The sequence below is a fragment of the Nonomuraea sp. NPDC001699 genome, from assembly GCF_053596455.1.
In genome coordinates this window covers 41,486-62,162 of the sequence record NZ_JBSFGF010000032.1, presented here as the reverse complement: position 1 = coordinate 62,162, position 20,677 = coordinate 41,486, and the positions used below count along the sequence as shown (strand labels likewise).

The following is a 20,677-nucleotide window of genomic DNA, read 5'->3' as shown; positions in this document are numbered from 1 at the left end:
TCCCTCTCAGGTCAGGGGCACGCCGCGGTAGGCGCGCCAGAGGGCGAGGTCGTAGCCCAGGCCCAGGGCCGCGCCGAGCAGCAGGGGAGCCCCCAGCGCGGCCAGGGTGCCGGTCAGCATGGTGGTGGCGGCGATCGGGGCGACCGAGACGGCGACGCTGTGCGCCAGGCTGGTCATGCTGGCGGCGGCCGTACGGTGCGCCGACGGCACGACCGCGGCCGTGAACGCCTGCCGCGCCGGGACGTCGATCTTGGACACCGTCTGGCGGAGCAGCAGCAACGTGACGGCGGTGGCCAGGTTCGGGGCGAACGGGATGCAGGCCAGCAGCAGGTTGGCCACGGTGTGGGGGAGCAGCATGGTGGCCAGCAGCCCGCGCCGGGCGGCCAGCAGGGGCGCGGTGAGCTGGGCCAGGGCCGGCAGCAGGTTGGCGGCGAAGAACACCAGGCCCAGTTGCGTGGTCGTCGCGCCGTAACGATGGGCGAACCACCAGGCCAGCACCGCCTGAACGGCCAGCCCTCCGGCCAGGGCGTCCAGCGCGGACAGCCCGGCCAGCAGCCGGACCTGGCCGCACATCCGCCCACTCCGCCGGTCCTGGCCGGAGGGTGCGGTCCTGGGCGGCTCGGCCTGCGGCGTCAGGTTCCAGAACAGGGTCACGGTGCCGGCGGCCAGGAGCGCGTACAGGGCGAAGGCGGCGTCGGGGGCCGACGTCCAGGGCTGGAGCCCGAGCCCGGCGGCGGCCAGGGCGCCCAGCGCGCCGGAGGCCATGGCGGTGACGTTGTAGCAGGTGAAGACGGACGTGTGCCGGGCCTGGGGGCAGGTCTGGGCGAGGATCGCCTGCTCCACTCCGGAGAAGGGCGTGTTGTCGCTGGTGGACGGCGAGATCGTCCCGACGAAGGCGGCGGAGGCCACGGCCAGCAGCAGACCGGTCTGCCAGGGGGCGTCGCCGTCCTGGGTGAGCAGTTCGGCGAGGAGCACGCTGGTGCAGCCGTAGCCGAAGGTCCGCAGCGCCCGTGCTGCGATGACCAGCAGCCCGTTGCGCCCCAATTCGACCGGAAATAGGCTCCTGGCCTGCACGTTCGGCATGGGGCATGATGCCCCGGCCGGCACGGCGGACGTGCCGCGAACACGCGAAAACGACCGACAATCTTCCGCGGCCCCGGCGAGAGCCGGCCCACGCCCTCAGGTGGCGGGGGCGAGATGGACGTGCAGGTCGGTGGCGTCGGCGGGGACGGGGGCGCCGTCCGGGTCCGTGACGGCGGTGACGGTCAGGCCGGCGGTCGCGGCCAGTTCCTCGAACACCTCGCGGGGGTACCAGTGCAGCACCCACGGCCGCTCGGTGACGCTGACGTCCGGGCCGTGGTGCCGTTCGTAGCGCAGCAGGGTCGTCTGCGTCCTGGCGGCCTCGTCGCGTCGTTCGGAGACGACGGACACCCGGAGGTCGGCGCCGCCGGGTCCGACGGCCGAGCGCACGTGGCCGATCCGGTCGGACGGGGTCGGTTCGGGGGTGAACAGGGGCACCAGCGCGGAACCGTCGTCCGTCAGGTGGGCACGGATGCCGCGCAGGGCGGCCGTGCCGTGGCGTCGTCGGGGAGCAGGGTGAAGGTGGGCCCGGCGAGGAAGATCGCCCGGTAGCGGCGGGGCAGGTCCAGGCTCTCCATGCGCTGGTGGAACAGGTCAGCGGTGACGCCCTGCTCGCCGGCCCGGCGCCGCAGCCGCTCCAGCATGTCCGCGGAGGAGTCGACGCCGTCGACCTCCAGGCCGCGGTGGCGCAGCTCCAGCAGGGGATCGCCGTCCCCGCACCCCAGCTCCAGCGCGGGGACCCCGGCCCGCTCGACGAAGGCGGCGTAGGGCTCGGGGTCCTGGGTGAAGGACTTCAGCGGTCCGTAGAGCTCCGCGACGATGCCGGTGTAGAAGTCAGCTGGATCCATCTTCGCGACAGTACGCACAAGATCTTGCTGATTCACTGCATTTTCGAGCCCTACGCCGCGCCGACCGGGCCGCCCGGGTCCTGGGAGAGCACCGGGCGGCGCGCCTGTCAGGGCCTCACGACCCTTTGCTGTCAGGGGCGGCCTGGGCCGGGTCGTGGACGGTGCCGGCCGGCGCGTGCCAGGCCGGGCCGGCCGGCCCGAAGCCGGGGTACGGGTGGGGGAGCGGCAGGGGAGCGGCCGCCAGGGCCGGTCCGGCCAGGGCGGCGGTGGCCAGCACACCGGTCACGGCGGCGGCGACGGCGAGTGATCCGCGTCTTCTCTTGTGCATCTGACGTCCCTTCGGCTTGGTCGGGAAGGATCGCTGACAGTAGCAGATTGTCGCATGACAAGTACAGAGAGTCACGTGACCTGTAGCGTGACCGTACGTGGGGGATCACATAGAGTCACCATCGGTCGGGAGTCGGTCCTTGCGGCGGTGGGTCGTGCTGCTGCTCTGCTGGGCCTCGCTCACCATGACCTCCGTCGACCGTTCCACCTGGGGGCCCGCGTCGCTCCAGGCGGGCGAGGCGCTGGGCGTGTCGCTGGCGGGCCTGGGGGCGTTCGCGACGGCCTACTACGTCGGTTACGTGCTGTCCAACGTCGGCGGCGGGCTGCTCGGCGACCGGATCGGCAGCCGGTTCGTGTTGTCGGCGTCGCTGTTCACGGCGGGCGGCTTCATGATCGTGTTCGGGTCGGTGCCGTCCGCCGGGGCCGGGATCGCGGTGCAGGCGCTGATCGGGCTCTGTGCGGGGGCCGACTTCGCGGCGGGCGTCAAGCTCATCGCCTCCTGGTTCGGCGAACGGGAGCGCGGGCTGGCGATGGGCGTGTTCACCATGGCCTCCTCGCTCGGCACGATGATCGCCAACGTGCTCGTGCCCCGGCTGATCCAGTGGTACGACTGGCGGGCCTCCTACCACCTGTTCGGGATCGTCTCGATGGGGCTCGCGCTGGTGTGCCTGGCGCTGCTGCGCGACCGGCGGGAGCCGCCGGCGGCTCGCCCGTCACCGCGCGGCCTGGTCCGCGACCGCGACCTGATGCTGATCGGCCTGGCCGGCTTCGGCGGGCTGTGGGGCACGTACGGCTTCGTGACCTGGTCCAACACGCTCATGGTGAAGGGGCACGGGCTCGACCCGGTGGCGGCGGGGACGGTCGTCGTGGTGTTCGCCGCGGCGGGCGCGGTTGGCAAACCGGTCATCGGCCTGGCCACCGACCTGGCCGGACGGGGACGCAAACGCCCCGCGATCGCCGTACTGGTGGCCTTCGCGGGCTGCCTGCTGCTGTTCGGCGGCATGGAGACGGAGGCGGCGTTCCTGGTCACGGCCGGGTTCGCGGGGCTGGGGGCGTACCTGTACTCGCCGCTGCTGATCGCCATGGTGCCCGGCCTGTCGGGGACGGCGCTGGCCGGCTCGGCGGCGGGCGCGACGAACGCGGTGGCACAACTGGGCAGCGTCACCGTGCCGGTCGTGGTGGGGGCGGTCTACCAGGCGAGCGGCTCCTTCTCCGCCGCGTTCGCCACCCTGGCCGCCGGGCCCGTGGCGGGGGCCGTGGCCCTGACGTTCGTCCGGGAGACACGCCGTCGCGACGCGCCCGGCGAACAGGCCGGGCGGGCGGCGGGCGGAGCGGGATCCCGGCGACCCTGACCGTTCCCCTGGAGGCCGCCGGATCATCGGCCCGTCAGAAGGCGTAGCGGATGCGGCAGTAGGGGAGCCGGTCGGCGAGCAGGCCGGTGAGGTCGGCGACATAGCGGCCCTTGTGGCCGTTGCGGTAGCGGACGTTCCAGCCGCCCGTCTCCGACCGTTTGGCCTGCTGCAACTCCGGCCGCCACAACACCTCCTCCGCCTTCGGGTGCCAGCCCAGGTTGACCTGGTGCAGCCGGTCGTTGTGGGTGAGGAAGATCACCTCGGCGGCGAGCTGGGCGCGGGCCTCGGGCGACAAGGCGTCGTCGAGGTGTTCCAGGAGGTCGGCCCAGTCCGCCAGCCAGCCGTCCCGGACCACCACCGGGCTCAGGTTGACGTGCACCTCGTATCCGGCGGCGACGAAGTCGTTGATCGCGTCGATGCGCTCGGCGACCGGCGAGGTGCGGATGTCCAGCAGCTTGGAGTCGGCGGCGGGCATGAGGCTGAAGCGCACGCGCGTACGCCCGCGAGGGTCCCAGCCGAGCAGGTCGCGGTTGACGTACTTGGTGGCGAAGCTGGCCTTGGCGTTCGGCAGGTCGCGGAAGAGCTCGACCAGGTCGCGGACGTTGCCGGAGATCGTGGCGTCGACCGAGCAGTCGGAGTTCTCGCCGATGTCGTACACCCACAGGCGGGGGTCGACCTGGTCGGGCGCGGGCTTGACGCCCTGGCGGGCGGCGTGCCGCCGCAGGTAGCCGGTGATCCGGTCGATGTTGGCGAACACCGTGACCGGGTTGCTGTAGCCCTTGCGGCGCGGCACGTAGCAGTAGGCGCACGCCATCGCGCAGCCGTTGGCCGTGGAGGGCGCGATGAAGTCGGCCGAACGGCCGTTGGGGCGGGCCGTCAGCGACTTCTTGACGCCGAGCACGAGCGCCTCGGTCTTGATGCGCACCCAGCGGGCCACGTTCGCCTCGTCGCCGTACAGCTCGGGGATGCGGTGGTGGCTCTCGACCTCGACGATGTCGGCGGCGGGGAACCGGGCGAGGACCTCGCGCCCGCGCGGCAGCGCGGCGGCCTCGGGCTCGACGTAGATCCGCCGGACGTCGAGGAGGGCGGTCACGCCTGCTCCGGCTGTTCCATGCGGCAAGAATATGCGGTCCTGGGTGCGGGCCGCCGGGTCAGCACGGGCGCGCCGCGGCTCCGGCGAGGTTCGTGCGTACCTCGTGAGCTGCGCCGACGCGCCGCGCCCCCGGCCGGTCCACTGAGTGGACCGAACGTTGCCCGCCCACCGCGACGCCCACAGCATGGACGCAACGTAAACGATCGCTCACACCAAGCGACGACTCCTGGAGCGATCAGGCCGTTCCACGGAAGGACGAGCAGCATGAACGACAGATCCGCGAGAGCCCTGTCCAGGGCCCTCGTCGCGGCGGCGGTCGCGGGGGCGGCGGTGATGGCGCCCGGCGTGACCGGCACGGGCGGCGCCTGGGCCGCGGCCGACCCGACCTGCGGAAGCTGGGTCTCCAGCCTGGTCTTCCCCGGCCTCTCGGCCCGGGCCTGCATCTGGGGCACCGGCGCCTCCTGGAAGCAGGCCCAGACGGAGGTCTTCAACGGCACGGGTTTCGCGGTCGAGGTCGAGGTCCTGACCGCCACGCTCGACCCCCTCCCCGGGAACGCCCGCTGCACCGCCATCCGCCTCCAGAACGGCCAGACGGCCTTCTGCGGCACCCGCGGCGTCCCCGACAACAACCCCTTCCAGTTCGACCGTGCCGTGGGCTCCACCCAGGTCACCGACCTGGTCCACCGGGAGCAGTTCGCCTTCGCGTCCCCGTTCGTCGGCTGAGCGGGAAAGGGTGGTGAAGCTTTGACCGGTCCCGAGGAGGAGCCGGAGCGGGTCCGCCTGGTCCGCACCGCGGACCTGGCGGATCTGCGCTTCCGGTTCCCCGGCCTGTCGTTCAAGCGCCCGGCGGCCCGCCGGGTCCTGGTCCGGGCCGTGCCGGACCGCGAGGGGCTGATCGTCGTCACCTTCCCCGCGCAGCACGTGGTGGAGCAGGCGTTCTTCGAGTCGGCCGGGGCCGGGCTGCCCGACCCCGTCCCGGTGCAGCCCCATCCGGCGCCGCCCGTCGTCTCCCGCATCAGCGGGCGCAGCACACTGGTCTTCGTCGTGGGGCCTGACGACGAGATCCCGTACACCGCCGAGGGCCTGCTGGCGGCCATGGGACGGCTGCCGCTGCGCACCGTGGGCGACGAGGGCCCGGCCGATCCGCTGCGCGACCCCGTCGGCGACCCGAGGACCGCGATCGAGCTGCCGTACCGGCTGCTGCTGTCGCCGCCGCCGGACGTGCGCTGGACGCACCGCACGTCCCCCGCCGACGACACGGGCCGGGTGGAGCTGTGGCACACGCGGGTGCGTGGCACGCGGGCCAGGGCCGTGTGGACCAGGGACTTCCCCGGCGACACGCCGGTCGAGCCGCCGCCCGACCCGCTGACCACGTCGCTGACCCCCGCCGACCGGGCCGCGCTCGTCCACCTCACCAGCGACCGCGGGCTGTTCACCGAGCCGGGGCATCGGCCGTACGTGCCGGTGCCCGTCGAGGTCGGGCACCTGATCCTCTCCGCGCTGGGCGGCTGGCTCGACGCCCTCGGAAGCTGGGACCCCCGCCCGGCGATCACGAACGTCAGCCAGTGGCGGCACCGGGCGGCCATGGGCCGCGACCACTACGTACGGGTGCTCTACTCGGGCTACCTGTGCCCCTTCGGGCACCGCGCGGACCTGGTGAAGGTGACCGAGCGGAAATTCGACCCGCAGCGCCCGGAACATCCCGCCTACCTCGCCCAGCGGATCTTCATCACCTGCCGCGAACCGGTCAGGGACTTCCCGCCCGGCACCGTCCGCCGCGACGCCGACGGCGAACGGCTCGACGCCCTGTTCCCGTTCCGGCGGGTCGAGCTGCTCAGCCTCGTCACCCCCGACCTCTCGCCGCCCGCCGACATCCTGCCGGTGCGCGAAGGGCAGCACGCCTTCTTCCCCGCCGTCCGCGACCAGGACCCGTACCTGTTCAAGGTGCGCGCGACCGACCTGGCCGGGCGGGAGACCGAGTTCGACACCCCGCTGCTGTTCCTCACCGAGAACTTCAACCAGGGCGCCGACCTGGTGGCGGCGGCCGCGGCGTACAACGCCCTGGACCCCGGGCCGGCCGACCCCGGGACGCCGCCGGCACGGCTGAGCGCCGCCCTGCGCGGCGCCCGGGTCGCCGTCGCGGCGCCCGCCGCGCCCGACGACACCACCGTCGAGGCCGCCGGTCTCGTCTGGGGGACCGCCCTGCCGACGGACCGCGACGACGAGCTCTACCAGCACGTCCCCGGCTTCCTCCCGGTGCTGCGCTGGGCGTCGGCGGTGGTGCCGGCCGTGAGCCGGCTCACCGGCGCGCTCGGGCCCCGCCCGGTCCGGTACGCCCGTCGCTACCGGCAGGCCGCCTTCGACAGGACGCCCGACAGACCGGGCGACCCCGTCAACCCCGGCGAGGTCTTCCTGGAACTGGTCCCGGGCACGGGGACGTCCCCGCTGGTGATGGACTTCGACGACCAGCGGGACCGCTCCGGCGGGCTCGCCGCGCCCACGTTCACCGTCGCGGGCCTGTCCCGGCTGACCGGACCGGTCAGCGCCGCCAGGACGCCCGCCGCCGCGGCGGACGACCCCCTCGGCACGGTCGCCGACGGCACCTTCCGGCCCTCGGACTTCTTCGACGCGATCGGCGCGAAGCTGTTCGGCGTCATCCCGCTGTCCGCCCTGGTCAAGGCGGCCGGGCTGGACAAGGAGCTGAAGGCGCCGAGGTTCGTCACGCAGACCGTCAACGCCGCCACCGCCTTCCTCACCGACCTGCGCCGCGTCGAACGCCAGCTCATCGGCGTCGCCGCCCGCTTCCCGGCCGTGGCCGCCGCGGCCGGACGCGTCGGGACCACCGCGCTGACCCTCGTCAGGACCGTCGAGGCGTTCATCGCGGGAACGGCCGACCTCGGCCAGGTCGACACGGCCTTCCGCGACTTCTCCGCCGCCCTCGACGCGCTCGGCGCCGGCCTTCCCGCCGACGTGGACCACGCCGTCGTCGCGCTGCTCGGCCATCTGCGGCAGGCCCTCGCCATCTGGGACGACGCCCCCGCCGGGGTGCTGCCGCTGCGGCGGGCGATCGAGAGCGCCAAGGCCGGTCTCCGGCTGCCGGAGTCCGTCGCCGCCCGCCTGGAGTGGACGCCCGACATCCAGCCCTGGTCGCTGCGGGAGGGCGACCCGCCGATCTTCGTCCCGCACGACGGCCACGGCGACCCGGCGCGGGAGGGCCGCTTCTCCGTCGTCGTCGACCTGCGCGCCGGGCTGCGGCCGGACGTGCGCCCGGCCGCCGACGTGACCTGCACGCTGGAGGAGTTCGACCTGGTGCTGCTGCCGGGCGTGCTGGAGGCGATGCGGCTGGACTTCCGGCGGATCAGGTTCACCGTGCGCGCCGGGGAGAAACCCGACGTCGAGGTGGCGTTCCGGAACGTCGAGTTCATCGGGGCGCTGTCGTTCGTCGAGACGCTGCGCCGGATCATCCCGCTCGACGGGTTCAGCGACCCGCCGACGCTCGACGTCTCCCCGCGGGGCGTGCTGGCGCGGTACGGCATGCCGCTGCCGAACCTGGCGATCGGCGTCTTCAGCCTGGAGAACATCGCCCTGAACGCCTACCTGGACCTGCCGTTCGCGGGCACCAGGCCGCTGGAGATCGGGTTCGCGTTCTGCCGCAGGGACGCGCCCTTCCGGCTCACCGTCTCGCTGTTCGGCGGCGGCGGCTGGTTCGGGATCGTGCTGTCGCCCGACGGCGTCCGCGCGCTGGACGCGGGCCTGGAGTTCGGGGCCGCGGCGTCCGTCGACTTCGGCGTGGCGAGCGGCAGCGTGTCGGTGATGGCCGGGATCTACTTCCACCTGGACGCCGCCACCGGGCAGGCCGTGCTGTTCGGCTACTTCCGCGCCCGCGGCGAGGTGGACGTCCTCGGCCTGGTCTCCGCGTCGATCGAGCTCTACCTGGAGCTGGGGTACGAGGGCGGCGACGCGGTCGGCCGGGCCCGGATCACGATCACCATCGAGATCGGGTTCTTCGAGGAGTCCGTCGAGATCAGCTGCGAGAAGCGGTTCGGCGGCGCCCGGTCGCTGTCGGCCGCCGCGGGGCTCGCCGAAGAGGCCGGGGCGGTGGTCGGGGCGGCGGCGGGTTCCGCCTCGACCTTCGCCCAGATGATGGCGCCGTACCGGGATCCGGTCACCGGCGCGCGACGAGACCCGGTCGCCGAGTACTGCGGCGCCTTCGCGGAGGTGGGCTGACATGAGCGAGCGGACCGAGCCGAGCACGGGGGAGCGTACGGACATGGGCACGTTCAGGGTTCTGTGGACGGTGTTGCCGGCCGGGGTGGCCGGGCCGGGCGAGGTGCGGCTGTCGGTCGCCGTCAGCCCTCGGCTGGAGGCGCCACGCGGCCGGCTCGACGACGTCGGAGAGTTCACCGACTGGCCCAGGACGCTGCGCGAGACGGTGCTGCCCGCGCTGCGCGTCGTCTGGGACGGGCACGCCGCCCCCGTGCTCCCGCGTCCCGACCCGCGCTCGCCGTCCCCCGACTCCGACCTGTGGGGGAGGATGTTCCCGGCCGCCTCGCCGGTGCGGTCGCGCTCCCTGGCCGCCGGGGGCGCCTTCGGCGCGGCGGTCGCCGCCGGGTCGGCGGGCGTGCGGGTGCTGCGCTCGTTCCCCGCGGCGCTGGTCCACGAGCGGATCGCCACGCTGTACGACCAGATCGGCCAGGCCGTGATCATCGACCGCCTCACGCCGCCCGGCAGCGGCGAGGCCGTCCGCCACCACTCAGGCGGCCGGGACGGCGACGCGTCGCGGCCCTGGCGTCAGCCGTACACCGGTGTCGTCCGCGGCATCCCGGTGGTCGGGGAGATGAGCAGGTTCAGCGGCGATCCCCAGGCCGCCTACCGGGCCATCGACGGCATGATCGGGGACGCCCCGGCACCGCATGCCCGCGCCTCCGCCGACCTGGCCTCGGACCGGGCGGCAGACCGAGCCACAGACCGGGCCGCAGACCTCCGGCCCGCCACCCTCGATCGGACCAGTGCCGCCTACCGGGGTGACGAGACCAGGTTCGCGCTCGCGGAGGCCGTCAGGTTCTACGACCGGCCCAAGCCCGCGGGCGACGGCCGCGGTCCGGCGGGCGCGGAGGCCGTCCCGCCCCGGCCGGAACCGCCCGACGTGGAGTTCCACGGCGTCTGCGGCTTCCTGGCCGACTACCCGGAGCTGTGCCGGCGGCTCGGGCTCGTCCTCGATCTCGTGGTCCCCGTGCCTCCGGGGCTGGCCGCGACCGGACGTCTCCGGGTGGCGTTCGAGGACGTCCCGCCGCCGTTCGACACCGACCCGCTGCGCCCGTGGACGCTGTTCGACTTCGCGGCGGGCAAGCGGTTCACCGCCGCGTCCCCGCAGGGGCACCCCGTCCAGGGCGGCTGGCTCGGCCTGGGCGGCGACGACTGGACGGTCACCGACGCCGACGTCGACGGCGCGGCCATCAAGGCGGCCGACTTCACCGCGCTGATCGAGCGCATGCACAGGCTGAGCGGCCCGAGCGGCCAGCCGAGCGCGCAACACCTGGGCACCGGCACGACGGCGCTCCAGGGCGCCGGCCTCACCGTCTTCCACCGGGGACGGGACGCCTGGCTGGCCGACCAGATCGGCGACGACGCCGCCCACCAGCGGGGATCGGGCGGTGTGGCGCCCGAACTGCACGCCGGGCACCTGGTCCGCGGGTTCCGCGTGGACGCCGGGGTCGTCGGCCCCGCCGGCGCGATCAGTGGCTGGCTCTCCCTGTGCCGCCGCCGGGGCTCCTACCTCATCCGCCGGGGCGGGCAGCCGCCGTACTGGATCGAGGGGATCGCCGACGACGAGGGCGCCGTCCGGGCGAGCGCCGTCACCCGCGACGCGACGCGGTCCGACGAGCTGTACGTGCACCAGGCGCTGTTCGGCTGGGACGGCTGGAGCCTGTCCGCCCCGCTGCCCGGCCGCACGCTCGACAGGTTCGGCCGCCCGGTCGTCGCCGATCCGGAGGTGGACGCGAACTTCCCGCTCGACACCAAGTTCACGCCGGTGCCCGGCTCACTGCCGGCGCTCCGGTACGGGCGCACCTACCGGCTGCGGGCCCGCGTGGTGGACCTGGCGGGCAACGCCCTGGAACCGTCGGCGGAGGCGCCCGGGTCGGCGCTGTCGCGGGCGATCACGTACTCGCGGTGGGAGCCGGTGCCGCCGCCCGTGATCGTCGAGCGCAAGCCGTTCAACGAGGGCGAGTCCAGTCAGTGCCTGGTCATCCGCAGCACCGTCACGGCAGGCGGCCGGGACGTGCCCGCCTGGGAGTGGGCACTCGACCGCCAGGACGTCCCCGGCCACACCGACCACCCGCCCGCCACGGACGGGCTGAGCCGCCGGTACCTCTACTACGACGAGCGGTTCGTCGCCCCGCCCAAGACCTCGCTGCAGATGGCCGAGCGGCACGGCCGGTTCGACGACGCCATCGGCGGCGACCGGCCGCAGGAGGTGCGCACGAGGTTCTTCACGGCCGCCGCGCGCGAGGCCGGCACGTTCCTCGACACCGTGGTCAGCTACGCCGACGACCCGCGCCGCACCCGCGACCTGCTGTTCTTCGACGAGATCGCGGTCGCCAAGCACGACGCCCTCGACCCCGAGCCGGTCACCCCGCTGCCCGTGACGCGCGGCGCCGGGCTGAAGCAGGGCGAGTTCGTCGTGCACACCGCCGCCGAGCTGATCCTGCCGTACCTGCCCGACGTCCTGGCCAGGGGCGTCACGCTGTACGGCCTGCCGGGCGCGCCGCCGATCCACCCCGTCCCGTTCTACGACGACTTCCACGACACCTGGCCGGACGCCGCGCCGTTCAGACTGCGGATCGAGGAGGGGGACGAGGCGCCGCGATGGCGGGACGTCCCCCGGCTGCTGACCGTGTACCTGCCCAAGGCCGAGATGGCCACCGTACGGCTGAGCTGCCGGCTCACCCCGGCCGACCTCGCCCTCCTGCCCGTCTGGCAGCGCCTGCTCGTCTCGGACTTCTGGCGGGGCCTGACCGACGCCGAGCGGGAGCTGATCGCCGACGAGACCGTCGCCGGGCTGAACTGGCTGCTCACCCCGTACACGGAGATCCGGCTCGTGCACGCCGTCGAACGCCCGCTGTCGCCGCCCGAGCTCGGCGAGGTGAGCTTCGCCCGCGAACCCGAACAGACCTTCGCCGACCTGCGCGGCACCCTGCGGTCGCACCCCCGCAGCACCGGGCACGTCGACATCGACGCCACCTGGACGCGCTGGATCGACGACGTCACCGAACCGGCCCCCCGCCGGATCAAGGAGCACGCCCACGCCGGCCGCGTCGAGCTGGCCTACTCCGACCGCGACGAGGTGCGCCTGCCGCACGCGGCGACCCCCGTCCGCCACGACTTCGGCGACACGCTGCACCGCAACGTCGTCTACCGGCCGACCGCCACCACCCGGTTCCGCGAGTACTTCCACCCGTCGATCACCGCCGATCCCGCCCTCGTCACCAGCCCCGGAGAGCCGAGCGCCGGGACGGCCGGCCGGGGCTGGCCGGTGCCCGCGAGCAGGCGTCCGGAGCCGCCGAAACCTTCGTACCTGTTGCCCACCTTCCGGTGGAACCGCCAGGAGGACCGCCCCAACAAGCGGTACGTGACGGTACGCGACGGCGCCGGCGTGCGGGTCTACCTGGACCGGCCGTGGTTCTCCTCCGGCGACGACGAATTGCTGGCGGTCGTCCTGGACCCGCCCGGCGGCGACCCGCTGCCCGGCCATCTGGCGACCCGGTGGGGCACCGATCCCGTCTGGTCGGACGCGACCGTGCTGCCCCCGCCGGCTCCCGCGAACTTCCCCGGCCCCGTCGCCTCCGCCGGGCTCCGGCTGGCCGAGTCGGGGGAGGGGCGTGAACTGGCCGGGGCGGTCGTGGCGTACCAGCCGTCGTACGACGCGGCCAAGGGGTTGTGGTTCGCCGACGTCGACGTCGATCTGGGAGCGGCCGGGCGGGAGTCGGCCTACTTCCCGTACCTGCGGCTGGCCCTGGCGCGCTACCAGCCGCACGCGCTGGCGGGGCTGGAGTTGTCGCCCGTGGTGCAGGCGGAGTTCGCGCAGCTCGTGCCGGGTCGTACGCTGACGGTCGAAGAGGTGTCCGGCGGCGGGTTGCGCGTCACGCTCGCCGGGCCCGCCGCCGCCACCGAGTTCGGCCTCCAGGCCGGTGCCGGGCTGCCCGCGGTCGCGGCCGGCCACCGTGTCACCGCCACCGTCCAGCGGCGGCCCTTCACCAGCATCGAAGACCTCGACTGGACGGACACGGCGATCAGAACCGAGCTGACCTGCGGCGCGGCGCAGGCCGGGTTCCAGTGGTCCGCGGTGATCCCGCCCGCGGGGCTGGACATCATCTGGCAGTACCGCCTCCTGGTGGAGGACCGCGAACGCCACCGCACCGACCCGGGCACAGCCGACGAGACGGCGCTCATCGGAGGCGAGGGCGGTGGTTCGTCCGCAGCCGCCGCGGGTGGTGGGGCGCAGCGGATTCCGGTGGCTGAGCGGCTCGTGCACGCGGACAGCGTCCCGCTCCGTGCCCGGCTGGGCCGGCTGGTCATCGACTTCGACGCATAGCCGGGCTGTCGGTCCGTGACCGGTGGCGACGGCTGCCGGTCACGGCTCGGCGCCCGCATGAGACCGATGGTTCGCAGGCGCGCTCGTGGTCCGGCCGGAGGGGGCTATCGGTCGCGGGGTGGGCCTTCCGGGATGGCCAGGAGGCTCAGGGCGCGGCCCGCTCCCGGCACGCGGGCCAGGTTGGCGCTGATGCACGCCGCGGTCTCCCGTACGGCGTCCGCCAGCAGGGGGAGCCGGTTCGTGCCGACCACGACGACGGCCGCCGCGGCCACCACGGCTCCCGTCGGCGCCCGTACGGGGGCGGCCACGCAGCCCAGGGGCGGGAGAGCCGCCTCGAAGTCGAAGGCGACCCGCCGGTCCCGGGCGTCGCCGACGCGCCGCGCCCACTCGGCCCGGGAATGCCCCGGCGGCAGGCTCCAACCGGGATCCGGACGGAGGCCCGACGCCGGGTTCCCCGCCGCCAGCACGACCTCGGCGGCGCTGGCCGCGGGCAGCACGATGCCCGGACGCATCCGGAACACCTCGTCAACAGCCGGGTCGCCGATCCCCGCCACGACGATGACGTCGTCACCGTCCCTGACCGCGATGGTCACGCTGCATCCGGCGGCGGCCAGTCGCCGAAGCGGGTGTACGGCGGCCGTGCTCAGCACCTGGGCCGGTGACCACCGCTGACCCCAGCGGAACATGCGCGTCCCGATCCGGTAGCGGCCACCGTCCTCGCGGTGCACCACGCCGAGGTCGGTGAGCCGGCACAACAATCGATGGGCGGTCGCCTTGGGCAGGCCGGTGGCCACGGCGAGCTGCGTCAGCCCCGCCTCCTCCACCCGGGCCAGCTCCTCCAGCACCGCGAACGCGCCGTGCAGCACACCTCGGCCGCCGGATGGCCCGGCCCGTCCCTCATCCCCGAGACCGCCGCCGATCGAGCCGGCGACCTCTTCCGGGCAGAATCCCATCGCGCACCCCCCGGGCCGCACCGACCCCACCCGTTCGTATCACCAGGATGGACGGGCTCCCCAGGTCCCTGGCAGCTATAAGTGACTAACCAATCACTGTGTGTGATGCCAGGGAAGGGGTTGGCGACCACCCGTCCCTGAAAGCGGCGCCTCTGTGCCGCAGGTCTGTGGGTCCGAGCACTTCGCGGCTGCCCCTGCGTGCACACTCGGACCTCCGTCCTGCAAGAGGTGAGGACGGCTATAGGCGAGTTTCTCCACCGATAGGGTGACGTGTCGCGATGACACGACTACTTATCGTGTGCGAGCGGTATCAGTCGTGGGGCCGAACGGGTCGTCGGCGATGGGACCGGCAGCTCCCACAGTCGTACCCCTCGCCGCTCTCCCATGTGCCGCAAAAGCCCCGCCCCGCCTCCAGGAAGGGACTACATGCGCAGCAAAGTCGTCGCGGTTTTCCCGGGCAGCGTAGCCATTCCCCCCGCCGGTGTGCTGGCGCCTCTGGCCGCCCGTACGCCGGCCGTCTCGGAGCTCCTGCCGGAGATCGACGCCGTCGCCGCCGAGTACGGCTCCTCTCCGATCAGCGCCTACCTCCTCACCCCGGACGCACCCCGTCCGCCCGGCCCCGAAAGCCACTACCTGGCCTTGATGGCGGTGTCGTTAGCCACCTTCGACACGCTCGTACGGGACGGGCTCCAGCCGTACGCGCTCGTGGGCCACGGACTCGGGGAACTGTGGGCCCAGGTCGCCGCCGGAGTCCTGAGCGCGGGCGACGGCGCGCGCCTGGCCTGCGAACGCAGCCGCGCACTGACCGGCCTGAACTGGCAGGGCACGATGATGTCCCTCGACGTCTCCGCCGTGCAGGGCCGTCACCTGGTCGCCCTGCTCGACCATCCCCACCTCGTGGTCGGCTGTGACGACACCCCGCAGCGGTGCGTGCTGTCCGGGCCGGGCGAGCTGATGCCGCTGGCGTCCCGGATCGCCGAGCACTTGGGCTGGACGAGCACCGAACTCCAGGTCCCGCATCCCGCCCACACACCCGCGGTCGCCGCCGCGGCCGCCGACCTGAGGCACCGCCTGCCGGACGTCAAGCCGTCCGCGGCACGCTGGCCGGTGTTCTCGCCGACACTGGGCCGCCTGCTCACCCCGGACGACGACCCCGTCGCGGTCACCGCCAACGCGATGCTCGTCACCGTCCACTTCCAGCAGGCCGTGACGGCGCTGTCCGCCCGCGGTGCGGAGGTCTTCCTGGAGTGCGGGGCCGGCGATGACGCGGTCACGCTCATCCGCGCCATCATCCCCGCCGCCAGCACCGCCTCCCCTCTGACCACCGACGCCCCCTGGCTCCCGCTGGATCCCCCCTCCACACTCACCTCGAACGTCCCCACACCCGTACTGAACGGTCCGGCACCCGCCTCGAACGGCTCCGCGCCCACGCCGAATCACGCCGCACCTGCGCCGAATTCAGCCGCCCCCGCCGAACCTGTCGCCCTGCCGCGAGCCACCGCCGACCTCCCACCCACCCGGGGCCATCCAGGCGACACCGACCAGGATCATGGCCACGGGCAGGAGGAGGGCTTTGGCCGGGGGCAGGGGTATGGCGGCGGGCAGGGCTACGGGCAGGGGGAGGGCTTCGGTCAGGGGCGTGGTCGGGGGCGGGGCTCTGGGTGGGAGGGGGTGGCCTGGGTGCAGATGGGGGATGGCGCGGTCGGCGGGCAGGCGATGCGTCCACGGCTCGCCCCCGCGCCGCTGCCCTCACCCGCCACCGAACGCATGCTCCCCCCGGCGACGCTCCTGCTGTGCGGCCGGGCCGACGCCCCGGCCTTACGGGCGCTGACCGACGATCGCGACGACGTGGTGGTGGCCGACGCCGACACCATCGACTGGACCTGGCTCCCGCTGACGCCCCGGCACCTGCGAGTGGTGGCCCGTCCCGGCCCCGACGCCGGCCTGGTGCACCAGGCGATGCTCGCCACCGCGGCCCGCTTCCCCCACCTCCGCAGCATCGCCGCCCTGGTCATGGACGCAGTACGCGAGGAAGTGGTCCCGCACCCGATCGCCGGCCTGTTCACCGGGGCGATCCAGCCGCTGGCCGCCGAACTGGCCGACTGCGCCTGCGTCGCGGTCGCCACCACGGACGTCGAGCTGCCCGCCGCACTCGACGCACTGGCCGCCGAACTGCAGGCGGCGCCCCCGCTGCTGGCCGCCTTCTATCAGGGACGGCAACGCCTGCTGTACGAGCTCACCCTCGGCGAACACCCGTGGCCGGGCGACGGGCGTTCGCGGCCCTCGACGACCCCGGCGTGAACGACCCGCGTGCTGTCGGGCCTGTTCGGGAAGGGAGTCCTGGCCGGGTAGCGCTTTCCCTGTCGCCACTCTTTGCGTACGCTGCATGACAGTAAGTGACAGGTCATCACTCGTTCAGGAGGGGCTTTGCGCAAGACAAGGCATGTCGCGGCGGTCGTCGCCGGGTCCGTCGCGTTGCTGTCGCTGGGGTTCACCACGCCGGCGTCGGCGGCGACCGTCCTCGACTGCGACACCTTCGTCCACAACAACGACAACTACGTCGGCATCGCGATGTGCAGCAATCCCACGGGCCAGAACTGGCGGTTCCGGGCCGTGATCACCTGCGGCTGGGCGCCGGACGTCGTCGGGGAGTGGGTGGACCTCCCGCCGGGCGGTTCAGGCCAGTCGCAGGGCGTCTGCGGCCGGCTCGGCACAGGCGTCGGCGCGGTGGGCGTCGACGAGCGCGCCGCCTGAACCAGGCGGCAAGGGCTCTTGACCACCATCGCGGTCAAGGGCCCGGCCCTCTCGCGGCCGGGGGATCAGTGGGCGAGGCTGATGGACGTGGGGATGCTCCACGGGCCGCAGTCGGAGCCGAAGGTCGTCCGGTCGCAGCCCTGGACGATGAAGGCGAACTTGTCGACCTCATGGCCGTTGGTCGTGGTGCCGACGCCGCCCTGCACGTACGGGGCCATCAGGTACTGGCCGCTCCACGCGGTCAGCCGGCCGGTCTGGACCTGGGTGGCCTTGCCGCCGTTCTTGCTCCAGCGGACGTTGAAGTAGTCCCAGTCGCGGCCCAGGCCGCTCCACTTGAAGACGAGGTTCTGGCCCTTCTGGTAGACGCGGACGAGGGTGCCGTTGCCGAGGTTCGGCGACCAGACGATCTTGCCGTTGGTGAAGCGTTGCCAGGAGCCCTTCTTGTCCGGGTAGCCGAATTCCTTGGTGGTGGGGCAGCCGTACACGCTCTGCTCGCCGCCGTTGGAGCGCCACAGGCCGCCGATGAGGCTCCCGGCGGGCGCCACCAGCGAGGGATCGCACGCGCTGACGGCCGCCGCGGCCGGTGATGTGGTGAGGGAGAAGGCGGCGGTGAGCACGGCGGCGGCCGTGCCGATGAGGGAGGGTGAAGCCGCGCTGGCCATGGGCGTCCTTTCGTCGGGGGGCGGCGCGTGCAGTGGGCCGGGCTCGTCCAGGGGTGTTCGGGTGGCTCAGCAGTGCTTGCTCAGCGACATGCGCTTGACCAGGTCGAACAGTTCGGGGTCGAACTGGCCCTTCGCGATCCAGCGGTAGGTCCGCCGGTCGTGCAGGTTCTTGACGAACTTGGTGCTGGTGCTGCCCTGGACGCGTATGTCGCCGAGCAGGGCGCCGGCGCCGTCCTTCAGGTGCGCCCACATCAGCCAGGCGTCCTCGTCGCCGAGGCTGGAGATCGTGGCGTCGAGGCGGGCGGTCCCGTTCGAGTACAACGTCCAGGTCGCGCCGGGCTCGATCGTGCAGTAGCCCGCCGACATGTAGCCGCGCCAGGTGTACGTCTTCTGCTCCAGGGCGGACGCGCCGGCCGTCGTGGTGCCGGAGAGCACCAGGGCGAGGGCGGTGGCGAGCACGCTCGTGGTCCTGCCTGTCATGAGATCTCCTCGGAGCTCGGCCTGAAGGGGGGTGTGCTGGGGGGACGGGTGCGGCGGGAGGTCAGGCGGCGGTGCCCGGGGGCGGGCCGATGACCTCGTAGCCGTGACGGGCGGCCACCTCGGCCAGTAGGCCGGGGTCGGCGTCGCCGGCGGCTGCGACGTCCGCGGCGAAGGTCTCGAAACCGGCGGGCCAGGTCAGCTGGAGCAGGCGCAGCGGGGCGTCCCGGTCGTTGGCGAAGGCGTGCGGCACCCGGCGGGGGAGCAGGACGAAGGCGCCGGCGGCGGCCTGCCACGACTGCTCGCCGCAGTACATCCGCGCCGTTCCCGACAGTACGTAGAACGCCTCGTCGTCGTGCTGGTGCACGTGCCAGGGCGTGGCGAAGCCGGGCGGGCACTCCTGTTCGACGACGGTGAGGCTCTCGCCGGTCTCCGCCCGGCCCGCCTTCACCGTCATGGTGGTGCCGAGGAACCGGTGGGCGGAGCCGGCCCCGGCGGGCAGGTGGAGGGCGCTCATGGCCGTCTCTGCAGCGTGTAGAGCCGGATCTCGATGCCGTCGGGGTCGAGGAGGCCGCCGATGAGCCATCCCGCGCTGCCCTCGGCGATGTCGGAGTGGCCGACGCCGAGCGCGTCGAGATGGTCGGACCAGGCGTGGAGCGCCTCCAGGGTCGGCACGGCCAGCGCGACCGGATCGAACCCGCTCCACCCGCCGGCCCGCCCGGGCTCCTCGCGCAGCGCGATCATCATCGTGTGCGCCGCGTCGCTCAGGGCCACGCCGCGCAGCACGCCGTCCTCGACGAACTCGATCGCCACGTCCAGGCCCAGCACGCGCCGGTACCACTCCAGGCTCTTGTGGACGCTGGAGACGGGGAGCTTGACGTGGTGGAACCCGTTCAGGAGCGTCATGCCTCACCACCGTTTGTAGTCTCACTTTAAGGTACTACTCTAAAGTGGTACTCTAAATCGATGGACGACGTCAAGAGCCCCAAGCGGCGCTCGGCACAGACCAGAAGCCGGATCGTGAACGCCGCCCAGGGGCTGTTCGTCGTGCGGGGCTATGCCGGGACGACCTTCCAGCTGGTCGCGGACGCGGCCGAGGTGTCGGTCCAGACGGTGTACTTCCACTACGGAACCAAGAGCCGGCTGCTCAAGCACGTGGTCGACGTCGCCTCCGCCGGTGACGACGAGCCCGTGCCACTGCTGGGACGCTCCTGGTTCGAGGAGTTGCGGTCGGCGCGGGACCCAATGGAGGTCGTACGGGGGTGGGTGCACCAGAGCGGCGTCATCCTCGGTCGCGTCGCCCCCGTCCTGGCCGTGGTCCGCGACGCGGCCGCGGGGGACGCCGACATGGCGGCCCAGTGGGCCGTCAACAGCGAGCAACGGCACACCGCCCACGGCCAGGTCGTCGCCATCCTCGACGGCCTGCACGCCCTGCGGCCCGGCCTGACCGGCGACCGGGCCACCGACATCACCGTGGGGCTGCTGTCGCCGGATCTGTTCCTGGTGATGACCCGCGAGTGCGGCTGGACGACGGCGCAGTGGGAGGGCTGGAGTGCCGACCAACTGGCCCACGCCCTGCTGCGCCCCTGATGGGGGCATGGTCGTCGGTACGGCGCCGGATCGCCCTCCCTCTCGTCCGGTCGCCTGCCCGACCGGGGGCGTCGTCAGTCGGTCGGTTCCATGTCCGGGGGCTCGGGTTCGCCGGGGTCTTCGGCCACTTCGCGCCGCTCCTGCGCGACCTTCTCCTCGGGGTCGGGCGGGGGCTCGACCGGCTCGGCGGGGATGGGCCGGGGAGTGTCCCGCACCTCGACCCCCGCACGGGCGGCGGTCGTGTCGCTCTCCCCGTTGACCTGTCCGACCGCGGGAGGCATGTCCTCGGGAAGCTTGTCCTCTTCGTTCATGACCCGCAACTGCCCTGGCCTTGACCTCTTGAACGGAGACCGGCGGCGGGCCCGAGGTGAGCGGGACGGTCATCCGGTGCGGCGGTGGCGGGCCAGGGTGAGGGCGCCGAGGATCATGGCGGCCAGGCCGAGGGCCAGGTCCAGGTAGCCGCCGACGATGCCGTAGCCGGTGCCGGGGCCGCCCTTGGCGGCGGCCACGACCACGCCGCCGATGACCATGCAGGTCAGCCCTGCGGCCAGGGCGACGACGGCCCCGCGCCTGCCGGTCCCGGCCCCGGGCGCGATCCCGGCTCCGGTCGCGGTGCGGGGGCGGGGGAGGAGGCGGCCGGTGGAGCGGGCGAGGGCGAGGGCGCCGACGGCGGCCCCCGTCAGGCCCAGCCCGGCGGCGATCAGGGACCACAGCCGGCCGGTGGTCATGGCGTAGGCGCCGACCGGGTCGGCCTGGACCGCGAGCAGGTGACGGATGAGCATGACAGGTCCCTTCGTCTGGACGTCGGCGTGGGAAGAGCATCGCCGCCGGAACCGCCGCCGGTCGTCCGGCTGCGGCGGGCTTTCCGGGGTGCCGCCGATGCCGCAGCCGCCTACCGCGCGGACGGCAGGAAGTGCGGGATGTACCGCGTCCGCGGTAGTCGGCGGG

Annotated in this window: 19 protein-coding genes; 7 read left to right on the top strand and 12 right to left on the bottom strand. The window is 73.5% G+C overall.

What is annotated here, in order from left to right:
- Window positions 1-6 precede the first annotated feature (6 nt).
- From ACWCSU_RS47635 to ACWCSU_RS47620, 4 genes are all read right to left on the bottom strand, one after another.
- Window positions 7-1,083 (bottom strand): hypothetical protein, encoded by a 1,077-nt coding sequence (locus ACWCSU_RS47635; protein WP_449943092.1) that lies wholly within the window; start codon window positions 1,081-1,083, stop codon window positions 7-9.
- A 96-nt stretch (window positions 1,084-1,179) separates the two neighbouring features.
- Entirely contained in the window at window positions 1,180-1,518 is a 339-nt protein-coding gene (locus ACWCSU_RS47630) for a hypothetical protein (protein ID WP_449943090.1), read from the bottom strand.
- A 20-nt stretch (window positions 1,519-1,538) separates the two neighbouring features.
- Window positions 1,539-1,928 (bottom strand): class I SAM-dependent methyltransferase, encoded by a 390-nt coding sequence (locus tag ACWCSU_RS47625; protein WP_449943088.1) that lies wholly within the window; start codon window positions 1,926-1,928, stop codon window positions 1,539-1,541.
- Window positions 1,929-2,043: 115 nt separating this feature from the next.
- On the bottom strand, window positions 2,044-2,256 hold the full coding sequence (locus tag ACWCSU_RS47620; RefSeq protein WP_449943085.1) for a hypothetical protein: 213 nt from the start codon (window positions 2,254-2,256) through the stop codon (window positions 2,044-2,046).
- Window positions 2,257-2,395: 139 nt separating this feature from the next.
- Between ACWCSU_RS47620 and ACWCSU_RS47615 the strand changes: the two genes are divergently transcribed.
- Window positions 2,396-3,607: an MFS transporter gene (locus ACWCSU_RS47615; RefSeq protein ID WP_449943082.1), complete on the top strand. Its 1,212-nt coding sequence runs from the start codon at window positions 2,396-2,398 to the stop codon at window positions 3,605-3,607.
- Between the two features lie 34 nt (window positions 3,608-3,641).
- Here the strand turns inward: ACWCSU_RS47615 and ACWCSU_RS47610 are convergent, their stop codons facing one another.
- The gene (locus ACWCSU_RS47610; RefSeq protein WP_357705615.1) at window positions 3,642-4,700 is read right to left on the bottom strand and encodes a spore photoproduct lyase family protein; all 1,059 of its coding nucleotides are present in this window, start codon (window positions 4,698-4,700) and stop codon (window positions 3,642-3,644) included.
- Window positions 4,701-4,964: 264 nt separating this feature from the next.
- Here ACWCSU_RS47610 and ACWCSU_RS47605 point away from each other — a divergent pair, with 264 nt between their 5' ends.
- The 3 genes from ACWCSU_RS47605 to ACWCSU_RS47595 are packed head-to-tail and all read left to right on the top strand — an operon-like array spanning window position 4,965 to window position 13,293.
- The gene (locus tag ACWCSU_RS47605) at window positions 4,965-5,423 is read left to right on the top strand and encodes a hypothetical protein (RefSeq protein WP_357705616.1); all 459 of its coding nucleotides are present in this window, start codon (window positions 4,965-4,967) and stop codon (window positions 5,421-5,423) included.
- 21 nt (window positions 5,424-5,444) lie between these two features.
- Complete coding sequence (locus tag ACWCSU_RS47600) at window positions 5,445-8,927, top strand: hypothetical protein (RefSeq protein WP_449943079.1); 3,483 nt, start codon at window positions 5,445-5,447, stop codon at window positions 8,925-8,927.
- A gap of 1 nt (window position 8,928) precedes the next feature.
- Window positions 8,929-13,293: a hypothetical protein gene (locus tag ACWCSU_RS47595; RefSeq protein WP_449943077.1), complete on the top strand. Its 4,365-nt coding sequence runs from the start codon at window positions 8,929-8,931 to the stop codon at window positions 13,291-13,293.
- 104 nt (window positions 13,294-13,397) lie between these two features.
- Here ACWCSU_RS47595 and ACWCSU_RS47590 read toward each other — a convergent pair whose 3' ends face one another.
- The gene (locus tag ACWCSU_RS47590) at window positions 13,398-14,246 is read right to left on the bottom strand and encodes an IclR family transcriptional regulator (protein WP_449943074.1); all 849 of its coding nucleotides are present in this window, start codon (window positions 14,244-14,246) and stop codon (window positions 13,398-13,400) included.
- Between the two features lie 426 nt (window positions 14,247-14,672).
- Between ACWCSU_RS47590 and ACWCSU_RS47585 the strand changes: the two genes are divergently transcribed.
- Both ACWCSU_RS47585 and ACWCSU_RS47580 read left to right on the top strand, forming a co-directional pair.
- Entirely contained in the window at window positions 14,673-16,547 is a 1,875-nt protein-coding gene (locus ACWCSU_RS47585; RefSeq protein ID WP_449943071.1) for an acyltransferase domain-containing protein, read from the top strand.
- A 126-nt stretch (window positions 16,548-16,673) separates the two neighbouring features.
- Window positions 16,674-17,000, top strand: coding sequence for a hypothetical protein (locus ACWCSU_RS47580; protein ID WP_449943068.1), 327 nt, complete (start codon window positions 16,674-16,676; stop codon window positions 16,998-17,000).
- 65 nt (window positions 17,001-17,065) lie between these two features.
- On the opposite strand, the gene ACWCSU_RS47575 is transcribed toward ACWCSU_RS47580, so the two are convergent.
- The 4 genes from ACWCSU_RS47575 to ACWCSU_RS47560 all read right to left on the bottom strand — a co-directional run bounded on the left by ACWCSU_RS47575 (window position 17,066) and on the right by ACWCSU_RS47560 (window position 19,045).
- The gene (locus tag ACWCSU_RS47575; protein ID WP_364100195.1) at window positions 17,066-17,662 is read right to left on the bottom strand and encodes an LGFP repeat-containing protein; all 597 of its coding nucleotides are present in this window, start codon (window positions 17,660-17,662) and stop codon (window positions 17,066-17,068) included.
- A gap of 66 nt (window positions 17,663-17,728) precedes the next feature.
- Entirely contained in the window at window positions 17,729-18,142 is a 414-nt protein-coding gene (locus tag ACWCSU_RS47570; protein WP_449943066.1) for a DUF6294 family protein, read from the bottom strand.
- A gap of 61 nt (window positions 18,143-18,203) precedes the next feature.
- On the bottom strand, window positions 18,204-18,656 hold the full coding sequence (locus tag ACWCSU_RS47565) for a cupin domain-containing protein (protein ID WP_449943064.1): 453 nt from the start codon (window positions 18,654-18,656) through the stop codon (window positions 18,204-18,206).
- Complete coding sequence (locus ACWCSU_RS47560; protein ID WP_449943061.1) at window positions 18,653-19,045, bottom strand: VOC family protein; 393 nt, start codon at window positions 19,043-19,045, stop codon at window positions 18,653-18,655. Before ACWCSU_RS47560 ends, ACWCSU_RS47565 begins: the two co-directional genes overlap by 4 nt.
- Before the next feature lie 60 nt (window positions 19,046-19,105).
- Between ACWCSU_RS47560 and ACWCSU_RS47555 the strand changes: the two genes are divergently transcribed.
- Entirely contained in the window at window positions 19,106-19,729 is a 624-nt protein-coding gene (locus ACWCSU_RS47555) for a TetR/AcrR family transcriptional regulator (protein ID WP_449943059.1), read from the top strand.
- Window positions 19,730-19,803: 74 nt separating this feature from the next.
- Here the strand turns inward: ACWCSU_RS47555 and ACWCSU_RS47550 are convergent, their stop codons facing one another.
- Both ACWCSU_RS47550 and ACWCSU_RS47545 read right to left on the bottom strand, forming a co-directional pair.
- Window positions 19,804-20,040, bottom strand: coding sequence for a hypothetical protein (locus ACWCSU_RS47550; protein WP_357705627.1), 237 nt, complete (start codon window positions 20,038-20,040; stop codon window positions 19,804-19,806).
- A gap of 69 nt (window positions 20,041-20,109) precedes the next feature.
- The gene (locus tag ACWCSU_RS47545) at window positions 20,110-20,511 is read right to left on the bottom strand and encodes a DUF6223 family protein (protein WP_449943056.1); all 402 of its coding nucleotides are present in this window, start codon (window positions 20,509-20,511) and stop codon (window positions 20,110-20,112) included.
- Between the last annotated feature and the right edge of the window lie 166 nt (window positions 20,512-20,677).